Genomic DNA, 21,113 nt, shown 5'->3' with positions numbered 1-21,113 from the left:
AACCGGTGGCCGTGCAACTGCTCATCACCGACAAGAACCTCGACGTGCAGGGCGACCCGCTCGACGGCTGGACGAACCTCGACGCGACGAAGAAGTTCAACGAGCCAGGCTCGGGCTCGGTCGACCTACCGGCGCGGCCGGACATCATGGCTCAACTGCAGCCCGGCAACCGGCTCGTGCTCATACGGGACGGCGCGGTGTGGATGTCCGGCCCGCTGGAGATCCCCGCCGATTTCTCGTGGTCGGTCACCGAGTCGCCGGGCTCGGGACGGGTCACCGTCAGTTTCTCCGACGACCTCGCCATCGTGGCCGGATACATCACGTGGCCCACCCCGGCGAACGCGTGGACGGCGCAGCTCGCCAACACGTACCGGCAGATCGCCAGCACGAACGCCGAGACGATCATTCGGGCCCTGGTCAATGAGAACTGCGGTCCGGGCGCCCGCGCCGAGCGGCGCATCGCGAACTTCGCGCTCGACAGCGTCGCCGGCGTGGGCGCCTCGACCACCGTCAAGACGCGGTTCGAGGCGCTGCTCGACACCTGCAGGCGCATCGCCGTCGACGGCGGCGCGATCGGGTTTCGCACGCGGCAGTCGGCGACGCAGATTCTGTTCGGCTGCTATCAGCCGCGCGATCTGACGGCGACGGCGCGGTTCAGTATCGGTCTGGGCAACCTGCGCTCGATCCAAGTGAAGCAGTCCGCGCCGGACGTCACGCACGCACTGATCGCCGGTACCGAACCGGAGACCGGCACGACGGGGCGCGTGTACGTGCAGGCTGCCGACGCTGCAGCGGCTGCGTCCTGGTGGCGCGTCGAGAAGTACGTCGACGGCTCGGCGGAGAACGACACGAACGGGGAACTGACGCAGGCCGGTAAGGAAGAGATCGCCGGCGGCGCCGCACCGGTCGAACTCGCCACGGTCACGGTTGACACCGAGGATCTCAAGGCCGGCCGCGACTTCGATCTCGGCGACAGGGTCACCGTCGCTCTTCCGTACGGCGTCGAGATCGCGAACCTTGTGCGCTCCATCCACCTGCAGGCGACCCCCAACTCGGGCGAGTACGTGACGACGCTGATCGGCTCGCCGGAAGCGACGACCGATCCCGCGATGGTCAAAGCCCTGCGCACGCTCGGCCGCCGACTCGGCCGGCTCGAAACCCGATAAGGAGGCTTCCGCGTGGCTCAAGACTCATGGCCGAGTCCGGCCCACAACGACAGGGCGGTCACTGACACCGAGTACGAGAAGATCGCCGCCCGTTTCAGCGGCGACGGCGTGTACGGGGAACCCGGCGACGCCGCCGTCGTGACGCCCGGTACCGGCCTGTCTGTGAACCTGCGCGCCAACGTCTACGCCTCGGTGCGCGGGCACGCGTGGACGTCCGGCACGTCAACGCTGAACCTGCCGGTCACCGCGAACAGCAGCGGGTCGACGAGGGTCGACCGGGTCGTGCTGCGGCTGGACCGGTCCGACTGGACTGTGCGCGCCGTCGTCAAGGCGGGCGCTCCCGGCGGCGGCGCCCCCGCCCTCACGCAGAACACGGGCGACACGGGCACGTTCGAGGTGCCGCTCGGGAACGTCAGTCTCGTGTCCGGGGCGAACTCGGTCACCGTCGCCCGTAACGAGCTGTACGTCGGCGTCCGCATCCGGCCGTGCACCTCGTCGACCAGGAACCCGAACCCGGCGCCGGGCGAGATGTGTTTCGAGACGAACACCGGGCGCGTGCGGGTGTGGACCGGCGACTCTTGGGCCGGTTTGTTCGACGACTCGGGCGTGATCGGCATCAATTCCCCGCTGTCCGCGTGGACTATCGGCACCGAGAGCGTGTTGCAGAAGCGCAACGGCAACGTGCACTTGCGCCTCGGCAGCTTCCAGCGCGCGGCCGGCACGCTCGCGGGCGGCGACGAGTCCCGACTGCCCGTGCTGATCCCGGCCGCCTACCGGCATCCCAACCGCGACCAGTACGCCATTTGCTACACGACCGGCGTCGAGATCAGTCGCCTGACCATCTACTCGGCCGCAACGGACCGCCCCGGTCAAGTGTGGCTGTCGCAGCATCCGAGCATCGCGAAGGGTGAATACGTGCTTCCCGGATCCGGCATTAGTTGGGTGGTGGACTGATCATGGCTCGCCACGAGTTCGGCGCAGGCATCGGCGACTTTGTCGTGCGCCCTTCCGACGGTCTGTGGGGTGTCGCCGCCGGCTCGGTCGTCACCTTCTACGACCAGTCGACCGGCGGCACGCCGTACGCCGATCTGCTCGACGCAGGCAGCACGCCGATCACGACGGTCACGACCGACGAGTACGGGTTCCTGCCTCGGTTCTTCGGGCCCGACGGCGTCGAGGGCATGTGGGCCGACGCAGGCGGCAGCACGCGCGCGTGGATCGAGGCGCACAACATCGGCACCGCCGAGGCGGCGGCCGGCTCTGTACGGGACTGGCTGAACGTCCGCGACTTCGGCGCGATCGGCGACAACGCTGCGGACGACACCGCCGCGATTCAGGCAGCGCTCGCCGCGGCGCCGATGGGCGGCATCGTCTATCTGCCGGCCGGCGCCTACCGGACGAGTGAGCCGCTCACGATCCCGCCCGCGGTCACCCTGCAGGGCACGCACACGAACCTCATGACTGTGCCCGGATTGACCGACCCGCCGTGCTACCTCAAGCCGCTCGCGTCGTTCGAGGGCGAGGCGGTTATCGAACTCGTCGACGCCGCGACCGGTGGGTACTCGACGATCAGCGCCGAGCACCGCATCTTGAACGTGATGATCGACGGTCGCGATCTGCCCGTGGGATCCGGGGTCGACGGGCTGTCCGCGAAGGGGAACATTCAGAACGTCGGGCTGCGCGACTTCACCGTGCGGCAGTGCAGCGGGAACGGCATCTACTGCGGCGAGAACGAGGGAATCAACCCGTACTCGTGGCGCCTGCACCGCGTGATGCTCGACAACAACGCCGGGCACGGTCTGTCGGTGCAGATCATGACCGACCTCACGATGATCGACTGTCAGGCGATCGGCAACTTCGCGAACGGGTTCAACATCATCAACGCCGCGAACTCGCACGCGATCGGCTGCCGCGCCGAGTGGAACGGGAACAACGGCTATCACCTGACCGGCGATTGGGCGACCGGCACCGGCTCGGGCGGCATGCTGCTGTCGGGCTGCTCGACGGACCGGAACGGGTTCAACGGCGTGTTGGTCGACGCGGTCGGGAACGCCCCGCTGCAGATCGAGAACCTGCTCACCCGCCGCGACGGCCGCAACGGCGGATTGGGCGGCGGTGCGTACGCCGGGCTCAAGGTGGACACGGCCGGGGTGCCGGTCATCGTGGGCATGCTCACCTGCTATCCGGGCACTGACGACAACGGCACGCAGGCCAACTCTCCGCAGTACGGCGTGCGCGTCGAGGATTCGGCGTACGTGTCGGTCGCCTCGGGTTTCCTGCACGCCGACGCTGCAGGCTGGTCGGACGGCGGCGGTAACGCGGTACTGCGCCGCGGGCTGAACATCGCCGAGCGCACCGGCACGACCGCGGCGCCGGTCAACGTGTTCGCCCCGCCGAGCGACGTCGCCGGGAACCTGAACGTCGGCGGGTACGCCGCCGTCGCGTCCGGGCAGTCCGGCGGCGTGTGGAACATCTGGGACGGCACGCCGAAGGCACTGAACCTCGGCTCGGCCGGCGGCGGTGTCGCGATCAAGGAAGGCGCAGGCGCCCGCATGGGCGTCTCGACCCTCGTCGCAGGAACGGTCACCGTGGCGAACGCGTCCGTGACCGCGAACACCCGCGTCGCGCCGTTCCGGCAGGCGGGCGGCGGCGCCCTCGGGCACCTGTCGGTCACGAAGAACCCCGGCGTCGGTTTCACGATCACGTCGAGCAGCAACACCGAAACGTCCGTCGTGGCGTGGGTGCTGTTCGAGCCCGCGTAACCCGACGCCGCCGCACCTCACGCTCGCCCCTCGCCGACACGGCAGGGGCATTTTTCATGCCCAGGAAGGGGCTCACCCATGGGTGACACAGACCGGCCGATCCCCGAGCGGCTCGGCGATCAGGAAGAGCAGGCGCAGCACCTCGTGCGGACCGGCAACGGCCCGACCGTCGACGACGAGCAGGCGCTGCTCGCGCAGGTGCACGGCGCCCCGGACATGGCCGGGTTCTACACCGGCCCCGAGACCGTCGGCGACGAGGCGGTCGAGGACGTCGACGGCGTCGACCAGGACGCAACCGCCGAGGGCGACGACACCGCGAAGGGGGGCGCGTCCGCATGAGCGTCGACGGCATGATCAGGGCGGTCGAGCGGTGGATCGGTACCGGCGAGCCGAACGCGATACAGACGTGGTACCGGCAGAGGAACGGCTCGGCGTACGCCTACAACTTCCCATGGTGCAACGCCACGATCACCCGCGCCGCGGTCGAGTCGGGCGAGTACGAGGCGGTGTGCTTCGGCACCGACTACGCGTACACCGTGGCGCACGCGCAGCGCTTCAAGTCGGCCGGGCAGTGGCACGCCGGCGCGAAGGGGATCAAGCGCGGTGACATCGTGTTCTTCGACTGGTCGGGCACGAACGAGATCGGGAAGATCGATCACGTCGGCATCGTGACCTCGGTGTCGGGCAGCCTCGTCTACACGATCGAGGGCAACACCGCGAACATCTGCGCGCGCAGGGTGCGGACCGAGGCGGACATCGCCGGGTACGGCCGTCCCAAGTACAAGGCGGCGAGCAGCAGCTCGGGGTCGGCGACGTCCTCGTCGACGTACACCGTCAAGGCCGGCGACACCCTCGGCGAGATCGCCGCCGCGCACAAGACGACCGTCAAGGTTCTCGCCGGCCTGAACGGGATCAAGGACGTCGACAAACTCGCCGCGGGCAAGGAACTCAAGCTGCCCGCGGGCACGTCGACGAAGAAGGTTGTCAGCCTCGCCAAGCTCGTGAAGGCGTTCAAGACGGACCCGCCGAAGAGCGGCACACCGGTCTCGTACGCCGCCGTCGAGTACGTCGAGGGCGCCCTCGTGTCCGAGGGACTGCTCGCGAAGCAGTACGCCGACGGGCACGCCGGAACGGCCACGAAGAGCGCGTACGCGCTGCTGCAGCGCCGCTACGGATACAGCGGCGCCGACGCCGACGGGCTGCCCGGCATGACGTCGCTCAAGCGGCTCGGCGCGGCGCACGGGTTCACCGTCGTCGCCTGACCTCAACTCCCCGAAGTAGCACACACAGTGATCGGATCGGGTGGAGCTCCACCCGGTCCGGTCACTGACCGTCAACATTCGATCGTCAGAAACGGATCCGCTATGCCTACTGGTCTGTTCGTCTCGTTCATGAGAACCGCCGTGCCGTACCTCGTCGGGCTGCTGCTCGCCCTGGTCGCACGCGCCGGGTTCGACATCGACTCGACCACCGTCACGGCCGCCGTGACAGTCGCGGCCGGCATCGCGTACTACCTCGTGTTCAGGCTGCTCGAACTGCTCGGCGAGCGGCTGTCGGGCACATTCCTGCAGAACCTCGCGGGTGTGTTCCTCGGGTGGGCGCGGCCGCCGGCCTATCCCAGGTTCGAGGCGCTCGAACCGGTCGACGGCGCGCGGTACCTCGGCGGCGACTCGACGAGCGGGTGACACCGGCCTTACGGCCCCGGTCACACCCCACTGCACAACCCGGAGGTAGCGCGTGGACGCTGCGACGCTCAGCGCGGTCGGCGTGATCGTCGTCGGGCTCGCGGCGGCCGCCGCTGCACTGATCGGACACCGCGGGGCGAACGCTGCCTCGCAGTCCGGCGCCGTGCTCGGCGGGTACTCGACGCTCGTCGACAACCTGCAGGAAGAGCGAGACAAGCTCGCGCGGCAGATCTCCGAGAACGATGTGAAGCTCGCCGCGGCGTACGCCGAACTCGCCAGTGAGCGCGCCGACAAAGCGGCGCTGCAGGGGCAGATCACGGCGCTCACGAGCGAGAACAGGCAGCTACGCGACCGGATCGTCGAGCTTGGAGGGCAACCCACGTGACGCGACGTCATGCTCAGCCGATCCTCGCGCAGCGTTGGCGGTCGCTCGCGGTCGCCGCCGTGCTGCTCGTGCTGTCGGGTGCGGTTGTCCTCGTGTGGCTCCGCATCGACGCCGAGTCGTCCGCCCGTAGGGAGGCGATCGCCGAGGCGAACCTGCGCGGCGACGCGGTGACGACGCTCGCCGGCGACGTGCGGGTGCTGCGCGAGCAGATCAAGGCCGAGGGAAAGACGCCGGCCGCGCCGGACCCGGCGCGGGCGGTTGAGGATCTACCGCGGCGGGCCGAGGTGCCGGTACCGATCCCCGGTCCGGCCGGTCCTCGCGGACCGCAGGGCGAGCCCGGCAAGGCGGCGCCCACGATCACCCCGGCGCCCGGAGCAACCGGCCCGCAGGGCGATCCCGGCGACACGGTCACCGGTCCGCAGGGGCCGGTCGGTCCTACTGGACCCGCCGGCCCACCCGGTCCCGACGGACCGGCCGGGCAAGACGGGCAGAACGGCGAGGACGGAACAGACGGACGCGACGGGCAGACGTGCCCGGACGGGTACAGCCTGCAGGCGCCGTCATGGGATCCCGACGCCCTCGTCTGCAGGCGCGACGGCGCCCCGCAGCCGAGCGACCCGTCGCCGGACCCGAACCCGTCGTCGTCGCTGCTCGGGCTGCCCGCCGAGCGACGCCGCATCGCATGACAGCACTGCGCCCCTGTCTGGCCTCACGGCCGGGCAGGGGCGCTTTTGTGCGTTCGTCGGCCCCCGTCGCAGGGCGCGGCGGGGGCCGGGTGAGTGCTCCCCGAAGGGGCGATTCCCAGTATGACCGACGCGCAGCAACCCGTCACGGCCGTACGCTGGTTGACGAGTGCTCTACGCCCATCAAGGGGAATCCATGATCAATCCATCTGTCATGACGACCGGGGAGCGGATCAGGTACTACCGCGTCAAGGCCGGCAAGTCGCAGGCTGCGCTCGCTGGTCTCGTCGGTCGTTCCGAGGACTGGCTCAGCAAGGTCGAGCGCAACGTGATCGGTATCGACTCGCTGTCCATGCTCATCCGGCTCGCCCGCGAACTGAACCTCGACAACGTCGCCGACCTCGTCGGATCGGCGATCGACCTAAGCCTCGTCGGCGGACCCGAGCACCCCTCGGTACCCGCCATCCGACGAGCGCTGAACGCCCCACCGTCGCACCTCGGGCTCGGACTGCCCGGCGACCCGTACACCGCGCAGCAGCTCGGCGAGCGCGTCGTCGAAACGTGGGGCATCTACGAGACCGAGACCGAGCGGTACGCCCCCGTCGGCGGCATGCTGCCCGGACTGCTCGCCGAGGCGTACGCCACGCTGCGCGCGACGAGCGGCGAGGCAGAACTCGACGCGACCCGCGCACTCGTGTCTCTGCTGCACCTGCATCAGGTGTTCCTACGGCGCGTGGGCGAGCGCAAGCTGTCGCTGCGCGCCGCCGACCGGGCGATGCAGATCGCCGACGACACGGGCGACCCCGCCCTGATCGCCGCCTCGGCATGGAACGTGTGCGGCATCCTCACGTCGAGCGGCGAAGTCGCCGACTCGCTCGACCTCGCGCGCAGCACGATCGGGCACTGCCGGCCCGGCGACGACGCCACCCCCGAGCACCTCTCGGCGTACGGCGCGCTGCACCTCGCCGCGGTCATCGCCGCCGTGCGTGACAGCAAGGCGCCGACGGCGTGGGATCTGCTGACGCAGGCGAACGAGGTCGCGCGGCGCCTCGGCGTCGACCGGAACGACTTTCACACCTCGTTCGGGCCGACCAACGTGAGCATGCACGGCGTGCACCTCGCGGCCGAAGAGGGCGACGCGTCCGAGGCGTTGCGCCTTGCCGACGACGTCGAGGTGCCCGCGCCGGGCGGCGTGCTGCCGCTCGAACGCACGACGCGGTACCTCGTCGAGGTGATGCACGCGCACCGGCTGACCGGCGACGACTTCGGCACGCTCTACATGCTCAAACAGATCATGGAAGCGTCACCCGAAGAGATCCGGTACTTCCCGCTCGTGCGCGAGGCTGTGCAGACGCTCTTGAAGCGCCCGCGGCCGCAGATGCGGCAAGACCTGCACCGCATCGCCGAGCACGTCGGCGTGCTCGCGTAGCTCGAACAGGCGGGCGGTCGGCGTGAGTTGACACCCGGAACAAGAGGCGACCCGGAAGAATGTTCCGGGTCGCCTCTCTGTTTCCCTTCTACCGTCCGTGTCATGACGACGACTCAGCGAGTTCGGCGAGGGAGTGTCGGCGTGACCGCGAACCCCTCGCAGGGCGTACGCATCGACCGCAGCGGACCGTTACGGCGCACAGCAGCCGGACGCGTCGCGATCCCGCTCACCGTAGGCAAGAACGGCGACCGAGTCGGCGAGGGCGACCTCGTACTGACCTATGACGACGCCGCACTGTTGCACGCCGAACTCGGGCGACTGCTCGTCGAGTCGATCCCCCCGACTACTCCCGAGCGGAGCGAGTGACGTGACTACGAATGACGCGCTGCCGCAGAGCGCACCGACAGCACGCAGCACACAGGACCACATCCGCCGAGCGCACCTCGCCGAGGCAGCCGGCGGGTTCGACGGGTTCGTGTCCCTCGACTGGATCAGGGACAGCGGCGCGAGTGTGACGCAGACCCTCGCACTGTGGGATCAGGGGCAGCTCGCCGAGCTGCCCACGGGCCGCGGGTGGGACGTCGTCCGCATGGAACGGTCGCGCGGGTGGCGCACGGTCACCGCGCTGCGCACTGCGGGCGTCGAGGTCGGACCCGTGCTGCACACCGAGGCGCACGTCGAGGTGCTCGTGCCGCTCGGCTCGGCCGCCGAGTGGGACCAGGACGACGCGACCGTCGTCGCCGAGGGCGAGCTGCTGCGGGTGCCGCCACCCGCCGTCGTCGTCCCGCACACGCTGAACGCCCGCTCGTGGATCGTGCCGCCGGGCACCTCGCTCACGGACGGCACGGCGCTGTACGAGGCGTTCGCGGCCGCCGGGGCGAGCATGGCCATGGACGGCACCCGATGACCACCGAGGCGCCGGTCGCCGAGGCTGTACCCCTCTCGACGCTCATGTCGGTCAACGTGCGCACGTGGGTCGAGGAGACAGACGACGGCGTGCTGATCCCCTGCCTGATGCTCACCTATCAGGCACCGCAGTTCGACGACGTCGACCCGGCCGCCGTCGAGGCCACCATGCGACAGGTGGCGCAGTCGCTCGGCGCCCGCCGGTCCGGCGAGCCGGTACCCAACGTCGGCATGCGGCTGACCCTGCGCCGCGGCGTGGCGCTGCTCTGGTTCCGAGAGACCGGCTACGCGCTCAAGGTGCAGCACCCCAGATGGGTGCGCGCGGTCGAAGGGTGCGGCTGCACGCTGCTCGCGGTCGGGATCGACGAGCTGTCGCAAGTCGCCACGCTCGCCGAGGTCGACGAGTACCGGAATCACGCGCGCGAGACCGGCCGCCTGTTCTTCGCCCTCGCCGACGTGGGTCGCGCCGTCGGGGGTGCCTCGTGACAACGGCACCGGCCCGGCCGGACGTCGTCCCGTTCATCGCGGCATGGAGCGGCGAGCAGCGGCACACCCGCAGGGTTGTGTACTCGGCTCGGGGCGGCATCGCGTTCGTTGACGAGGCGCCCGAGGATCGCGACCAATTCGGCGTGCTGTGGAACGGCCGCGCCCTCGCGCAGGGCGTCGGCCGCCCGCGGTACGGCGAGGTGCACCCCGAGCGACAGCGCGTGGCGATGCAGTACCTCATGTGTCAGGTGTGCGGGATGCCGGCGAGCCGCGACAGCCGCGGCGTGCTGTGGCTGGTCGAGGATCACCGGGGCGACTGGGACCGGTGGCCCGAGAACCTGATGACGACGCACCCGCCGCTCTGCCTGCCGTGCGCGGGTAAGGCAGTCGTACAGTGCCCGCACCTCGTCGACAGCAGTGTCGCCCTACGGGTCCGCGAGAGCGACGTGTGCGCGGTGTACGGGCGCATCTGGTCGCAGTCGGCGTTCGGGCACCCGGTGCGCACTGCGAATAAGGACGTCGTCGCCTACGGCACGCAGGCCGCGCGGTGGGTGCTCGCCGGGCAGCTCGTGCGGTCCCTGCACGGCTGCACGCTCGTCGACCTGCAGCGCGAACTCGCGCGCTCCCGATGACAGGGTCGCCCGGCGGTCGACGCTCCCCCGACGTCCCGCCGGGCGATCCGCTCAACATTCGAATGCAGGTTCGAATTTTGACCTGTGTTTGGCATATGCAACGATCAGGGGATCACCCTCACGCGCCGGTTAGCGATGGTTAACCGGCGCCCCCATGCGGGTGCGGTAGGTCCCTCACGCGCGAGGCCCGTTCCGTCCCAAGCACGGAGCCGCACCCTGACCGCCCCGGACGCCCGTACAGTGGCGACCGGGGCGGGCTCAGTTCAGCCGCTCGGATCGCGTCAAAGTCCCAAGAATCTCAGGCCAAGCGCCTTTCTTTAGTGTGGTCTGAGGCGACCTGCATAAACGCAGGTGAGCACATCGCTAAACCTCGCACACCTTCTAAGCGCTTGGCCGCAGGTTCGAGTCCTGCCGGGGGCGCTCTGCCCATGTAATGTTTCCGCCCTCCCTTCGGAGGGCGTTTTTGCTGGTCAGGGACATTTTAGTGGGCGCGGTGGCGTAAGGCCGGGCCGACGCTCTGGTGGCGAGGGCGGCAGTCCGGATGGGAACGGATCCACACGGGTTTTGGCGGGTGTACTTCCCGAAGACTTCCCGAAGTTCTGGGTACGGTCTCGCTGCCAGGAGAGGCTGGCGGGAGTCGCCGGGGGCCTTCGATGCGCTGCTGGAGCGCGGCGAGCAGGCCTGATCCATCGGGCGTACGTTGCGAGCAGGACCGACACGCTGTTGCCGACCCACCCGGAAACCTCGCGGGCGGGACGCCATGGTTGAGCCAGGTGGTCAGACAGGCCGCGAAGGTCGTATACGCGCTTGCCGGTCGGAGAGCTGTACTTGTGCTCGGGCAGGACGGCCTTGCGGGCCTTGTCCCGGACACGCCGCAAGACCGACCCCGCAGGCCGCCTTTGTCCCCGGGGAAGAGAAGGCTGCCGGGCTTCAGACCGTCCGCCTTGATCAGTGGGGCGGCCGGCGGCCCGTTGCTGACCTTCGTCGCGCGCCCGGACTCCGATCCTCCTGCCTCGGAGCCATTCCACGGGGGTCCGTCTTGGACGGAACGGTGATCAGCGGCGGTTCCGTGCGACGAGCCCGAATGTGGTGGCAGGAGCGAATCGTTCCCCCAGCGCCTGCAGCACTCCTGACTGCGTCGACCAGTAACGTTCCAGCTCCACATCGTGAAACACCGGTGCCAGGAGCCCCTGCAGGGCCACCTCGTCCACTCCCTGCCGGACGACGTGGTACTCCGACATATCCGCCTCGTTCGTCTCGTCGTAGCGGCCGCGCAGGCGGCGCACCCTGGTGGCCAGGCCACGGCGCAGTTCACCCTGGCCGAGCCTCCAAAGAAGATAAGCGCCGTGATCCAGGTTCATGGAAAGTCCCGACCTGCGCGGATACCACAAGGGGTCCTGAATGCTGAAGAAAACACCGCCGGGAACAATACGTTGAACGAGATGTTCGACGGCACCCAGGTAGTCCGGGATATGGTGAAGTACAGAGATGCACACCACGGCGTCGAGCGACTCCGGGCGGAAGATCGCCTTTCCTTCAGGGTCATGAATGACGGTGACGTGCGGATTGTTCCGGAAACGGTGCCGAAGAACCGCCGCGCTGGGGGCGCTCATCTCCGTCACCTCGACCTTCGCCCCGGCCGCCACCAGATGGTCGGTGAAGGTTCCATGCCCGGCGCCGACCTCGAGGACCCGGCACTGGCCATTCCGTTCGATGACCTTACCCACCAGGTTGTGCACGCCCGAGACCACTCGCTCGCGGATATGGTGATGCCGGATATGTGGAGAACCTTTCACATAATCATGACCATCTCCGTGGGCGCGTTCTTGAAGGTGCCCAATTGTGGACCTACTCAAGGTTTCAGTCATGCCGGGACAGTATTCCGGAGACTGTCTTCACGGCCGGCTCCACGGAGATCGGGAAGCGTAATTCACACATCCGGCCGCAAGTATTCCGCACCAACCCTTTGAGGCCGGACTCTCCGCGGTGGTGACAATTCGCTTACGGTACTGGAGGCTCGCACGGGAGATCATGACAAGGTCAGCCGTATGTTGCCGTGAGCACGCGGCCGGCTGCTGCACCAGCTGCGGCGGTACAACAGCCGGAAAACGCGCTCCGCGGGCCGTCGGCCCTACGCGTCGCCTCCGCGGCGGCCAGTCAACAGCCGCGCCCAGTACAAGGCGGTGAGGGCTACGAATCGGGTGTTGCCCACCGCGTAGCGCACGAACATGCGGCGCGGCTCCTGGACCAGCCGGTGGAACCACTCAAGGCCGGCGCGCCGCATCCACCGCGGTGCCCTGCTGCGGAGTCCCGCCACCACGTCGAAGGATCCGCCGACACCGACCACCAGGGCACAGCCCAGGTCCTTCTGCCGGCGGGCGAGGAAGTACTCCTTGCGCGGACTCGGCACGGCGAGGAACAGGACGTCCGGGCGGGCCTCGCGCACGGCCGCCACCACCCGCGGCTCCTCGGCCTCGTCCCAGTAGCCGTCCCGGTATCCGATGACCTCGACGCCCTGCCCGGCGGCGATGCGCGCGGTCTCCTCGACCACGGCCGGTTCGGCGCCCAGGAGGTACACGCGGTATCCGTTGCGTGCGGCGCTGCGCCACAGCGCCAGCATGAAGTCGATGCCCGCGACCCGCTCGGGCAGCGGGCTTCCCAGGAGGCGGCCCGCCCACACAACCGACTGCCCGTCGGCGTTGACGAGCGAGCACGAGCGGATGATCCGGGCCAGTTCCGGGTCGTCGTGGGCCTGGACGATCTTGGCGGCGTTCAGCACGACGTGCTGGTGGGAGCGGCCGTCCGCGATCAGTGCCTCGGCGGCCGCCACCGACTCGTGAAGGGTGAGTGGGTGGACGGGCAGCCCGCACACCGTCACGGGCGGGCGGGGGCCCATCGGCCTTGTCGACCCGTGGTGTTCCGGCGGTTCGGGTGTGGACACGCTGTCTCTCCGTTCACCCCCCATTCCCATTACCGCCACTCAGAAATTCGTGTCCCGCCAGATCCGTGAGAACGTATCCCTGACCGTGTCCGGATCGTAGAGCGGGCGGAGTTCTTCCCAGGCCTTCTGTTGCCGATGCCGGACACCGTCGATATCGGCCATGCACAGCGTCAGGAAATCGGTGACCGATTCGACGGTGCTGTCGATCTGCTCCACACAATCCCGACTGAACAGTTCCGCGCTGCCGGGCGACCATGTCGCGGCCACGGCGCAGCCCACCTGAAGGCCTTCGAGCAGCACGAAGGGAAGTCCTTCTGCCCATCGAGCGGGCAGGACGAAGACATCGATCCCGGACCAGAACGAATGAACCTCCTCCGGTGCCAGTACGCCGAGGTCCTCGTCCACGCACGACATGTAATGAGGTGGTACGTCACTGCGCATTCCTGCGACCGAGAACTCCACGAGGGCGCCTGTTCGTTTCAATCCCGCCACCGCATCGCAGACGATGTCGAAGCCTTTACTCCTGTGCATCGTCCCCAACCAGCCGACGCGCAAGCGTCCACCGGAATCCGATGGACGGGTCGAGACGGCGCCCGTGGGCGCGGGATTTCTCATCACTTGCACGGATGCGACTCGGCAACCGGACGCCCTGATATCTTCCGCCACGTTCTCACTGAGTACCAACCAATGACTGCCCCCGAGCGCCTTTCTCAGAAACGGGTTCGAGCGCAGTCGCGCGGGAAGTTGAGAGCCGTGGAGATGCATCACGGGGGCGCAGCGGAATGCCCTGGCGAGCAGGGTGATGACGGCGTCGCGCAGGAGCGGCAGGCCCCACTGGGAGATCGGGAGATAGATCGCGCTCGGTGACATCACCGTCAGCGCACGGGCGCAACGCACAACGGCGCCCACCGTCGCGGCCGCCCCAGCCAGCCAGGTCGCCTTGAACTTCATGGATCCGGTGCGGTCCGCGGAAAGGGAGACGACTGCGACGACCCGGCAGCACGACTCCACGACCGGCGTGAAGAATTCCGCGGCTCGCCCCATTCCACCCAAGATCGCACTGTGTCTCAAAACAAGGACTCTCGGCAATGAAGTCGTGGAAGGACTTCCCTTGCGAATCGGGAACACTGTCCTTCTCCTGTGCATCAACAATGGCGCCTGCGGTGAAAAGCGGATTTTCGGAATGATGACGCTCGCCCTCTGCCCCTCGTGGTCATCTTCGCCGGAGGGCGGTTCTTCGGTAAAGACCTCACCATGAGATCACCCGTCCCATGAGGAGTCCAGGACGACACGGAGTTGCTGCACTGTCCATTTATTCATAAAAATTCCCGACCGAATCCGCTGGGGAATCGTGACCATGATCCGCCGAGTTGGGACTGCCCGCGTGGTAGGACAGAGCGGGACGACGGAAGGAGACGTCATGGGCACGTTGGGTGTGGACTCCGCACTGCTCGGGCTTTTGTTTTCTGCCGCCTGTGTCGGCGTCCTGCTCCTTGTGTCTGCATTTCGGAGGGTGGCGGTCTGGGCGCTGTGGGGAGCAGCTCTGGCACCTTTGTTCCTGTTCGGCAAGGACTATGCGACGGTAGGTCTCGATCCGGTCTACCTTCTGGATGTCCTGGTCGTACTCGCGCTCCTTGCCGGTTCTCCGGTCTGGGCTTCACGAGCCCTTTCGGAGTCTCGCCTGCGGGGATACCGAATGTGTGCCATTCTGCTGGCCCTCGCCGCTGCCCAGGCAGTAGTCCGTGGTGTGGCACAGGGCTATCCGGGCGCGATGAAGGGTTGCATCCTCGGGCTGTATCCCCTTTTCGCCTGGGCCGCCGCGACATGGTTTCTCACGCAGCCCGTAGAGGAGTTCCTCCGGAGGAGATGGCTCCTGTACCTGCCGACCACGGGCGCGCTCCTGATGATGGTGCTGGGCCGGTTGATCATTCCTGCCGCCGTGGGGCTGTACCTGGCGATCGCCGGAGCCTTCGGCATGGTCCTGCGCAAGAGAGGGGATAGCCGGCTGCTTCTGTGGACGCTGATCGGAGCCGCCTGCCTCACGGCGGCAGCCGACAAGCGCGGACCGCTGCTTGCGGTGGGTGCGGCGATTGCCGCGACCACACTGGCCAGCCGGGCGTGTCGCCGTAGAACGGTCCAATGGCCCGCGCTGACCTGGAGCTTCCTCATCGTGGGGCTGGTGGCTGTGATCAGCGTGTCGGTGGCGCACCGGCAGCCTTCGGACCTGCCGGTCGTCGGTGGGCTGGTAAGCCGGATGCAGGCAAGTGAGAGCGATGCCGACAGCGAGGCGGCCAACAATGTGGAACTGCGCTACGCCATGTGGCGCACGGCACTTGATGTCGCACGGTCCGAGCCCCTCCTCGGCGCCGGAGCGGGCCGCCCGATCGCGGTCGTGTTCCAGGGTGCGGAGCTCGACAGGGCCGCGTCGGGCCCCCACAACTCCTTCGTCGGGTACGTCTACTACCTGGGCTGGCTGGCGGGCACCGCATTCGCGCTGCTGATCGTGGCGACGTTGTGGCGCACGTGGCGGGCGCGCTCCCATCCTGTTGCGTCCGCCTGGTTCGGGGCGACGGTCGGTGTCTGCTGTATCGCCTTCACGAACGTGGCCTTCGAGACCACGTACATCGGTCTGCCGTCATGGCTGGTCGTGGCGTGTGCCTTCGCCCTCGTCGGTGTTCCGCGTACCGCGGTGCCGGCCGGGGACACCGGCTCGGCGCCCCTCAGACGGCAGAGCAGCCCGGGCATCGCTCTTACTCCGCCGCTCTCCGGCATCGGGCCGTCGGTCGCCACCGCCCATCGGTCCTGGCGGCGGTGACCGGTGCTCGCCCCGGATGCCGACCCGCCGCCGCGCCCGGAGGACTGGCGCTGCGCTGTCCACTCGGCCGTGCGATCGGCCGTTGAGGAGTATCCGATGCACGAAACACAAACCCAGGGCTTGCGGTCCGCCGGTCCGCGCGGCGACCGGAAGGACGGTCCGCCCGGGGACGCAGTCGCGAGCCGGGACTGGGCTCGCCCCGCGGGAACTTCTCTCCGGGGACCCGTGCCGGGCGAGGATGCTGGATCTGCCTTTCCCGTCCGGTCGTTCGCCCTCGTCGTCGGATGCGGAGCGCCGCGCCATGTATGCACGTCCGGCGGGCGCGACGTGAGGTCCACGGCGGTCGCCCGGGACCGCGGTCGTGGATACGCATGTGCTCGGCGGCGCGTCCGGTCCGAGAGTCCGGACGGCCCATGACGCGGAAGGGGACGGAAGGCATCTCCGCCTCGCGCGTCCCGGCGTCGCTCCGCGGAGAGGCCTCGCTGGCTCTTCTCGGCGTGATGGGCGGAGCGATCACCGCGCTTCTGGGGTCACTCCTGGTGGCGCGGCTGCTCGCGCCGACCGAGCGGGGCCACTACGCGTCCATTGTGGTGTTCACGACTCTTGCCCTGACGTGCCTTGAGATGGGCGGTGAGGTGGGGGTCCTCAGAGGCCTCGCGGACGTGCGGACGGAAGGGGCGTCTTTCGCTGCCGGTTACCTCGCCTGGACGCTCCTGGCCACCGCGGCGGTGGCCACCGCCGCGGTCGCGGTGGGCGGTTGGACGCCCCCCTGGCTGCAGCCGTCGTGGCTTCTTCCGCCCTGTGCCACCGCCGCCGTCTACGGCGGACTGGTGTTCAGGCTGACGACCGGGATGCTGGTGAGCAGCGGTTGGCTGGGTCGGTTGATCGTGGCACGGACCCTCGGGAACTGTGGACCTGTCCTCGGCTGTCTCCTCTGCGTTCCCCTCGGGCTCATGTCGGCTCTGGAGGTGGCCACGGTGTCGCTCGTCGCGCAGGCGGTGGTGAACTCCTTCCTCCTCCGCCTCTCATGTTCCGGAAGACCGCTGCTCCCGTCCGCCGGGCACGGACGGGGGAGGGCGGCGTGGCACCGGAACATGGCTCTCGTCTGGTGCCGGGGGAACGTGGATCTCCATGTCCTCAACGGGTCCACCTACGTCCTGCAGCGTTCCGACCAGATGGCGCTCTCCGTCGTCGGGGCGGACGGGACCCTCGGGATCTACGCCATCGCCACCAATGTCTCCGAGGTCGTCGGCTATCTCCCCGCAGCGCTCTTTCCTCTCGTCTCGCGGGGGCGGCCGGGCCACCCGGTCGAGTTGCGCAGGATCCTGATGCTGGTCGCCGTCTGCGTCGGGGCCTTCACCCCGTTGGCCTACTTCGCCCTGCCCCTTCTCTACGGTGAGGCCTACCGGGCCGCGCAGCCCGCGGTCCTCCTCCTGGTACCGGCCACTGCTGTCCTGGCGGTGGGGCGCCTCTACCAGGGCGTTGAGCTTCGTGACACCGGACGACGCAGGCACTTGGCGGTGATCGCCGTGGCAGCCGCGGCGACCGAGTTCGCCGCCGTGTCCCTGTTCGGCGGGGCGGGGCCTGCGGCAGCCGCCCTCGCCTGCGCGGCAGGTTACGCCGTCTTCACCGTGTGGATCGCGCTGTCCCGCACGACGACGTCGTCCCGGGGCGCACGGCCCGCGAGGGACACCGTGCCGGTGCAGGGCGGTCTACCGGCCAGGGACGTGGTCGACGGCGGGAAGGGCTGAGCCCGGCGTCCGTGCGCCGGAGCGGGTCGGGACACTCAGTTCCGGGGGCGGGCCAGCAACTCGACGAAGGGCGCATCGGGCCGGCAGGCGGCGAAGTTGTACCCCCGGGTCGGTTCGACCTTCACCGCGGCAATCTCCCGGATGGTCAGCGGGCGGGGTCTGCCCGGTGACATGACCACCATCCCCATGTCCAGGAGATGACGGCTGACCTTGCAGGTGGGGTCCAGGCCGTGGTCCTCGAACAGGAAGACGACATCGCGTTCGGCGAGGGTCTCCTTCGCGCCTTCGACGGCCGGGATCTCCGCGCCTTCCACATCCAGCTTGACCACGACGGGTCCGCTCAGTCCGGCGCAGTGGCGCCGCAGGAGCGTGTCGATGGTCACCGATGCGACGTCAAACGACCGCCAGCCGTTCCGGCCCGCATCCGCGTCTCTTTCGCAAACGGACGCCGCCGCGTGGCACAGATGGTGGCCGACGATGGAGAGCGAGGCGTCGTCCTGTCCCCAGAGGGCGGCGTGGACGGCGTCGACTCCCCCGCCGTTCAGGGCGATGTTGTCTGTCAGCCGGTGGAAGGTCTCCGGGCTCGCCTCCACCGCCACGACGCGTCGGGCCCGATGGCGGGTCAGCACCGACCAGAAGCCGATGTTGGCGCCACAGTCCAGGAAGATCGTCTCGGGTGTGAGCACCCTGTCGAGCATGTCCCTGATCTCCGGCTCATAGGCGAAACCGGGATCCAGCAGCTTCGTCCAGTAGCCGTCGTCGAGGTACACGCGCAGTCGTGAGCCCTCGCCGATAAGGACGGTGACCCGGTTGTCCCTGTCGAAGTGCTTGGACAACATCCATGTCAGGCGCTGGACACCCCGATGGCCGACCGGCCTGGCGGCTCGTGCAAGCAGTTGAACGGCGGCTGCCTGGAGACGGGCCCCCGCGCCCCCGTGAACCGTGACCTTGAGCGGTCTCACGCGGTCCGTATGGCATTCCGTCCTCTTGCTTGCGTCGTTTTTGCATGTATCGGCCTCAATGCGACTCATACGCGAAACGTATCCGCGGGCAGGATCACGGTTACTGGAGATGTGGGGGCGCACGCATTCGATTCACACTTTCGGCGGGATAAGCCGTTTTTATTACAGCGGCGAGCCCATCACAGTGATAATCCTCGTTGCATCAAGTAAAGCCCCATGTCAAGCGGCCGGTCGTCAAACGCAAACCTTGCGCCCAGGGTTAAAGTGACCACCGCTAACGCGGACGACGAGTGTTCAAGTCGCTTCACCTCCCAAAGGGGCAGCCTGCCTGTGCCGGTCAAGAGTTATCGGACACTTCACGGAATCCGTGGTGTTGCGGCCCTGTGTATTGTCCTCCTGCACTCTCCGCGGCTGTTCGGATCGGCGCCGGTCTTCCTGGCACTGGCTGTCGATCTTTTCTTCGCGCTGAGTGGCTTTGTGCTGGCCCATGCCTACGAGGATCGTCTCCGCCGCGGGATGACCCCTCTGGCGTTCCTGCGTCAGCGCTGGGCGCGGCTGTACCCTCTCTATGGCATGGGATTTCTCTTGGGCGTCGCGCATGCGGCATTGTGCATCACATACAATTCACCCACGGAACATTGGAGCTGGGCGGAGCTGTTCATCACCGTTCCGTTTGCGGCATTCATGCTTCCCGCGCCGATGGGTCAGGGGCTGTTCCCTCTCAATGGACCGATGTGGTCGATCTTCTTCGAGCTGCTCGCGAACCTTCTCTGGGTTACTTTCTGGCGGCCGCTGCAATCGGTTAAGATTCTTTTCGGTACGGTTCTGGTGTGCGGCGGACTTTACGTCTGTGCCTTGATGTACATCGAAGCCCCGGCGCTGGGCCTTACTTGGACAACCTTTCCCGGGGGGCTGGCGCGGGTGGGTTACTCCTTCGGCGCGGGCCTGCTGGTCCACCGTCTCAAGGACAAGCTGCGCACGCCGAAGATTCCACCGTTGATGTTGATGGGCGTGCTGCCGGTCATGGCGCTCTTCAGCCCCGGTCCGATCGTGCAACTGCTGTCTGTGCTGCTGGTGTTTCCGCTTATTGTCCTGCTCGGCGCGAGGAACGAGCCGCGGGCTGCCACCCAGGGCATCTACGAATCATTGGGCAAAGCGTCCTACTGTGTGTACGTACTGCACCGCCCGCTGGCAGCCCTTCTGTATGCGGCCGTCCTGCAGTTTGCCGGATGGCGGCTCGAAGCCATTGCTCCATGGGGCGGACTGCTCTTCCTGGCCGGGCTGGTAGCAGGAAGCCTCGTCCTCACGGACGTGTTCGAAACACCGGCACGACGGTGGCTGACTCGCCGTCTGACCAGAAAGAGCGAGGAGCCACTGCGCATCCCGGTCCCCCGTGGTCTGCCCCGTGATCGCGTCGGGGAGGACTGCCCGACAGCCGCACAGGCACAGGCTTCGGAACGCTCCATGTGAAGGACGCCTCACAGCGGCCGTCCCACACCGCCCGGCGCTGGGCCGGCGGTGGCCGACGGCGCAGGACGCCGAGCCGCCGACCCTTCCACCTGCGCTTCGCGGGCCCGGAGGGGAACGATGTGCCATGACTAGGTCCGGTCAGGGAGACGAGCCTCCAGCGGGCGCGGAGGGGTTCCTCGCGGGTCCGTCTCCTGAGCGGAGACGCCGCTCAGCGGCGGTTCCGTGCGAAGAGCCCGAATGTGGTGGCAGGAGCGAATCGTTCCCCCAGCGCCTGCAGCACTCCTGACTGCGTCGACCAGTAACGTTCCAGCTCCACATCGTGAAACACCGGTGCCAGGAGCCCCTGCAGGGCCACCTCGTCCACTCCCTGCCGGACGACGTGGTACTCCGACATATCCGCCTCGTTCGTCTCGTCGTAGCGGCCGCGCAGGCGGCGCACCCTGGTGGCCAGGCCACGGCGCAGTTCACCCTGGCCGAGCCTCCAAAGAAGATAAGCGCCGTGATCCAGGTTCATGGAAAGTCCCGACCTGCGCGGATACCACAAGGGGTCCTGAATGCTGAAGAAAACACCGCCGGGAACAATACGTTGAACGAGATGTTCGACGGCACCCAGGTAGTCCGGGATATGGTGAAGTACAGAGATGCACACCACGGCGTCGAGCGACTCCGGGCGGAAGATCGCCTTTCCTTCAGGGTCATGAATGACGGTGACGTGCGGATTGTTCCGGAAACGGTGCCGAAGAACCGCCGCGCTGGGGGCGCTCATCTCCGTCACCTCGACCTTCGCCCCGGCCGCCACCAGATGGTCGGTGAAGGTTCCATGCCCGGCGCCGACCTCGAGGACCCGGCACTGGCCATTCCGTTCGATGACCTTACCCACCAGGTTGTGCACGCCCGAGACCACTCGCTCGCGGATATGGTGATGCCGGATATGCGGAGAACCTTTCACATAATCATGACCATCTCCGTGGGCGCGTTCTTGAAGGTGCCCAATTGTGGACCTACTCAAGGTTTCAGTCATGCCGGGACAATATTCCGCT

Annotated in this window: 21 protein-coding genes; 16 read left to right on the top strand and 5 right to left on the bottom strand. The window is 68.0% G+C overall.

Features of this window, described 5'->3' with window-relative positions; all coding sequences use genetic code 11:
- Positions 1 to 5 precede the first annotated feature (5 nt).
- From OH768_RS33680 to OH768_RS33620, 13 genes are all read left to right on the top strand, one after another.
- Positions 6 to 1,166, top strand: coding sequence for a siphovirus ReqiPepy6 Gp37-like family protein (locus tag OH768_RS33680; RefSeq protein ID WP_406459724.1), 1,161 nt, complete (start codon positions 6 to 8; stop codon positions 1,164 to 1,166).
- 12 nt (positions 1,167 to 1,178) lie between these two features.
- Complete coding sequence (locus tag OH768_RS33675) at positions 1,179 to 2,120, top strand: hypothetical protein (RefSeq protein WP_406459723.1); 942 nt, start codon at positions 1,179 to 1,181, stop codon at positions 2,118 to 2,120.
- A gap of 2 nt (positions 2,121 to 2,122) precedes the next feature.
- The gene (locus OH768_RS33670) at positions 2,123 to 3,928 is read left to right on the top strand and encodes a glycosyl hydrolase family 28-related protein (protein WP_406459722.1); all 1,806 of its coding nucleotides are present in this window, start codon (positions 2,123 to 2,125) and stop codon (positions 3,926 to 3,928) included.
- A 78-nt stretch (positions 3,929 to 4,006) separates the two neighbouring features.
- Entirely contained in the window at positions 4,007 to 4,267 is a 261-nt protein-coding gene (locus OH768_RS33665; protein ID WP_406459721.1) for a hypothetical protein, read from the top strand.
- Positions 4,264 to 5,190, top strand: coding sequence for a LysM peptidoglycan-binding domain-containing protein (locus OH768_RS33660; RefSeq protein WP_406459720.1), 927 nt, complete (start codon positions 4,264 to 4,266; stop codon positions 5,188 to 5,190). Before OH768_RS33665 ends, OH768_RS33660 begins: the two co-directional genes overlap by 4 nt.
- Before the next feature lie 102 nt (positions 5,191 to 5,292).
- Positions 5,293 to 5,613 (top strand): hypothetical protein, encoded by a 321-nt coding sequence (locus OH768_RS33655; RefSeq protein ID WP_406459719.1) that lies wholly within the window; start codon positions 5,293 to 5,295, stop codon positions 5,611 to 5,613.
- A gap of 52 nt (positions 5,614 to 5,665) precedes the next feature.
- A complete protein-coding gene (locus tag OH768_RS33650; protein WP_266931046.1) occupies positions 5,666 to 5,998 on the top strand; it encodes a hypothetical protein in 333 nt (110 codons plus the stop codon).
- The gene (locus OH768_RS33645) at positions 5,995 to 6,684 is read left to right on the top strand and encodes a collagen-like protein (protein ID WP_406459718.1); all 690 of its coding nucleotides are present in this window, start codon (positions 5,995 to 5,997) and stop codon (positions 6,682 to 6,684) included. Before OH768_RS33650 ends, OH768_RS33645 begins: the two co-directional genes overlap by 4 nt.
- Before the next feature lie 193 nt (positions 6,685 to 6,877).
- Positions 6,878 to 8,110, top strand: coding sequence for a helix-turn-helix domain-containing protein (locus OH768_RS33640; protein ID WP_406459717.1), 1,233 nt, complete (start codon positions 6,878 to 6,880; stop codon positions 8,108 to 8,110).
- Positions 8,111 to 8,251: 141 nt separating this feature from the next.
- Positions 8,252 to 8,476 carry a hypothetical protein gene (locus OH768_RS33635; RefSeq protein WP_383873481.1) on the top strand — a complete coding sequence of 75 codons (225 nt, stop codon included), beginning with the start codon at positions 8,252 to 8,254 and terminating at the stop codon, positions 8,474 to 8,476.
- A 1-nt stretch (position 8,477) separates the two neighbouring features.
- The gene (locus tag OH768_RS33630) at positions 8,478 to 9,017 is read left to right on the top strand and encodes a hypothetical protein (protein ID WP_406459716.1); all 540 of its coding nucleotides are present in this window, start codon (positions 8,478 to 8,480) and stop codon (positions 9,015 to 9,017) included.
- Positions 9,014 to 9,502: a hypothetical protein gene (locus OH768_RS33625; RefSeq protein WP_406459715.1), complete on the top strand. Its 489-nt coding sequence runs from the start codon at positions 9,014 to 9,016 to the stop codon at positions 9,500 to 9,502. The genes OH768_RS33630 and OH768_RS33625 overlap by 4 nt, the downstream gene beginning before the upstream one ends.
- Positions 9,499 to 10,134, top strand: a complete 636-nt coding sequence (locus OH768_RS33620) for a hypothetical protein (protein WP_406459714.1) — start codon at positions 9,499 to 9,501, stop codon at positions 10,132 to 10,134. The genes OH768_RS33625 and OH768_RS33620 overlap by 4 nt, the downstream gene beginning before the upstream one ends.
- A gap of 1,055 nt (positions 10,135 to 11,189) precedes the next feature.
- Here OH768_RS33620 and OH768_RS33615 read toward each other — a convergent pair.
- The 3 genes from OH768_RS33615 to OH768_RS33605 all read right to left on the bottom strand — a co-directional run bounded on the left by OH768_RS33615 (position 11,190) and on the right by OH768_RS33605 (position 14,119).
- Positions 11,190 to 12,002 carry a class I SAM-dependent methyltransferase gene (locus tag OH768_RS33615; RefSeq protein WP_406459713.1) on the bottom strand — a complete coding sequence of 271 codons (813 nt, stop codon included), beginning with the start codon at positions 12,000 to 12,002 and terminating at the stop codon, positions 11,190 to 11,192.
- Positions 12,003 to 12,265: 263 nt separating this feature from the next.
- A complete protein-coding gene (locus OH768_RS33610) occupies positions 12,266 to 13,075 on the bottom strand; it encodes a WecB/TagA/CpsF family glycosyltransferase (RefSeq protein ID WP_406459712.1) in 810 nt (269 codons plus the stop codon).
- Between the two features lie 39 nt (positions 13,076 to 13,114).
- Positions 13,115 to 14,119, bottom strand: coding sequence for a glycosyltransferase family 4 protein (locus OH768_RS33605; RefSeq protein ID WP_406459711.1), 1,005 nt, complete (start codon positions 14,117 to 14,119; stop codon positions 13,115 to 13,117).
- Between the two features lie 376 nt (positions 14,120 to 14,495).
- Between OH768_RS33605 and OH768_RS33600 the strand changes: the two genes are divergently transcribed.
- Positions 14,496 to 15,890, top strand: coding sequence for an O-antigen ligase family protein (locus OH768_RS33600; protein ID WP_406459710.1), 1,395 nt, complete (start codon positions 14,496 to 14,498; stop codon positions 15,888 to 15,890).
- Positions 15,891 to 16,303: 413 nt separating this feature from the next.
- A complete protein-coding gene (locus tag OH768_RS33595) occupies positions 16,304 to 17,641 on the top strand; it encodes a lipopolysaccharide biosynthesis protein (RefSeq protein WP_406459709.1) in 1,338 nt (445 codons plus the stop codon).
- A 35-nt stretch (positions 17,642 to 17,676) separates the two neighbouring features.
- Here the strand turns inward: OH768_RS33595 and OH768_RS33590 are convergent, their stop codons facing one another.
- Positions 17,677 to 18,480, bottom strand: a complete 804-nt coding sequence (locus OH768_RS33590) for an FkbM family methyltransferase (protein ID WP_406459708.1) — start codon at positions 18,478 to 18,480, stop codon at positions 17,677 to 17,679.
- A gap of 453 nt (positions 18,481 to 18,933) precedes the next feature.
- Here OH768_RS33590 and OH768_RS33585 point away from each other — a divergent pair, with 453 nt between their 5' ends.
- Positions 18,934 to 20,073, top strand: a complete 1,140-nt coding sequence (locus tag OH768_RS33585; RefSeq protein ID WP_406459707.1) for an acyltransferase family protein — start codon at positions 18,934 to 18,936, stop codon at positions 20,071 to 20,073.
- Positions 20,074 to 20,281: 208 nt separating this feature from the next.
- Here the strand turns inward: OH768_RS33585 and OH768_RS33580 are convergent, their stop codons facing one another.
- Positions 20,282 to 21,094, bottom strand: coding sequence for a class I SAM-dependent methyltransferase (locus OH768_RS33580; protein WP_406459706.1), 813 nt, complete (start codon positions 21,092 to 21,094; stop codon positions 20,282 to 20,284).
- Between the last annotated feature and the right edge of the window lie 19 nt (positions 21,095 to 21,113).

It is taken from the genome of Streptomyces sp. NBC_01622, assembly GCF_045209635.1.
Lineage (GTDB): Bacteria > Actinomycetota > Actinomycetes > Streptomycetales > Streptomycetaceae > Streptomyces.
This window is presented reverse-complemented; position numbering and strand designations above follow the sequence as displayed.

What these genes read in the sequence shown, in the direction of transcription:
- OH768_RS33670 (WP_406459722.1), top strand. Translation starts at nt 2,123, where the DNA reads ATGGCTCGCCACGAGTTCGGCGCAGGCATCGGCGACTTTGTCGTGCGC.
- OH768_RS33665 (WP_406459721.1), top strand. Translation starts at nt 4,007, where the DNA reads ATGGGTGACACAGACCGGCCGATCCCCGAGCGGCTCGGCGATCAGGAA.
- OH768_RS33660 (WP_406459720.1), top strand. Translation starts at nt 4,264, where the DNA reads ATGAGCGTCGACGGCATGATCAGGGCGGTCGAGCGGTGGATCGGTACC.
- OH768_RS33655 (WP_406459719.1), top strand. Translation starts at nt 5,293, where the DNA reads ATGCCTACTGGTCTGTTCGTCTCGTTCATGAGAACCGCCGTGCCGTAC.
- OH768_RS33640 (WP_406459717.1), top strand. Translation starts at nt 6,878, where the DNA reads ATGATCAATCCATCTGTCATGACGACCGGGGAGCGGATCAGGTACTAC.
- OH768_RS33625 (WP_406459715.1), top strand. Translation starts at nt 9,014, where the DNA reads ATGACCACCGAGGCGCCGGTCGCCGAGGCTGTACCCCTCTCGACGCTC.
- OH768_RS33615 (WP_406459713.1), bottom strand. Translation starts at nt 12,002, where the DNA reads ATGACTGAAACCTTGAGTAGGTCCACAATTGGGCACCTTCAAGAACGC.
- OH768_RS33605 (WP_406459711.1), bottom strand. Translation starts at nt 14,119, where the DNA reads ATGGGGCGAGCCGCGGAATTCTTCACGCCGGTCGTGGAGTCGTGCTGC.
- OH768_RS33600 (WP_406459710.1), top strand. Translation starts at nt 14,496, where the DNA reads ATGGGCACGTTGGGTGTGGACTCCGCACTGCTCGGGCTTTTGTTTTCT.
- OH768_RS33595 (WP_406459709.1), top strand. Translation starts at nt 16,304, where the DNA reads ATGACGCGGAAGGGGACGGAAGGCATCTCCGCCTCGCGCGTCCCGGCG.
- OH768_RS33590 (WP_406459708.1), bottom strand. Translation starts at nt 18,480, where the DNA reads ATGTTGTCCAAGCACTTCGACAGGGACAACCGGGTCACCGTCCTTATC.
- OH768_RS33580 (WP_406459706.1), bottom strand. Translation starts at nt 21,094, where the DNA reads ATGACTGAAACCTTGAGTAGGTCCACAATTGGGCACCTTCAAGAACGC.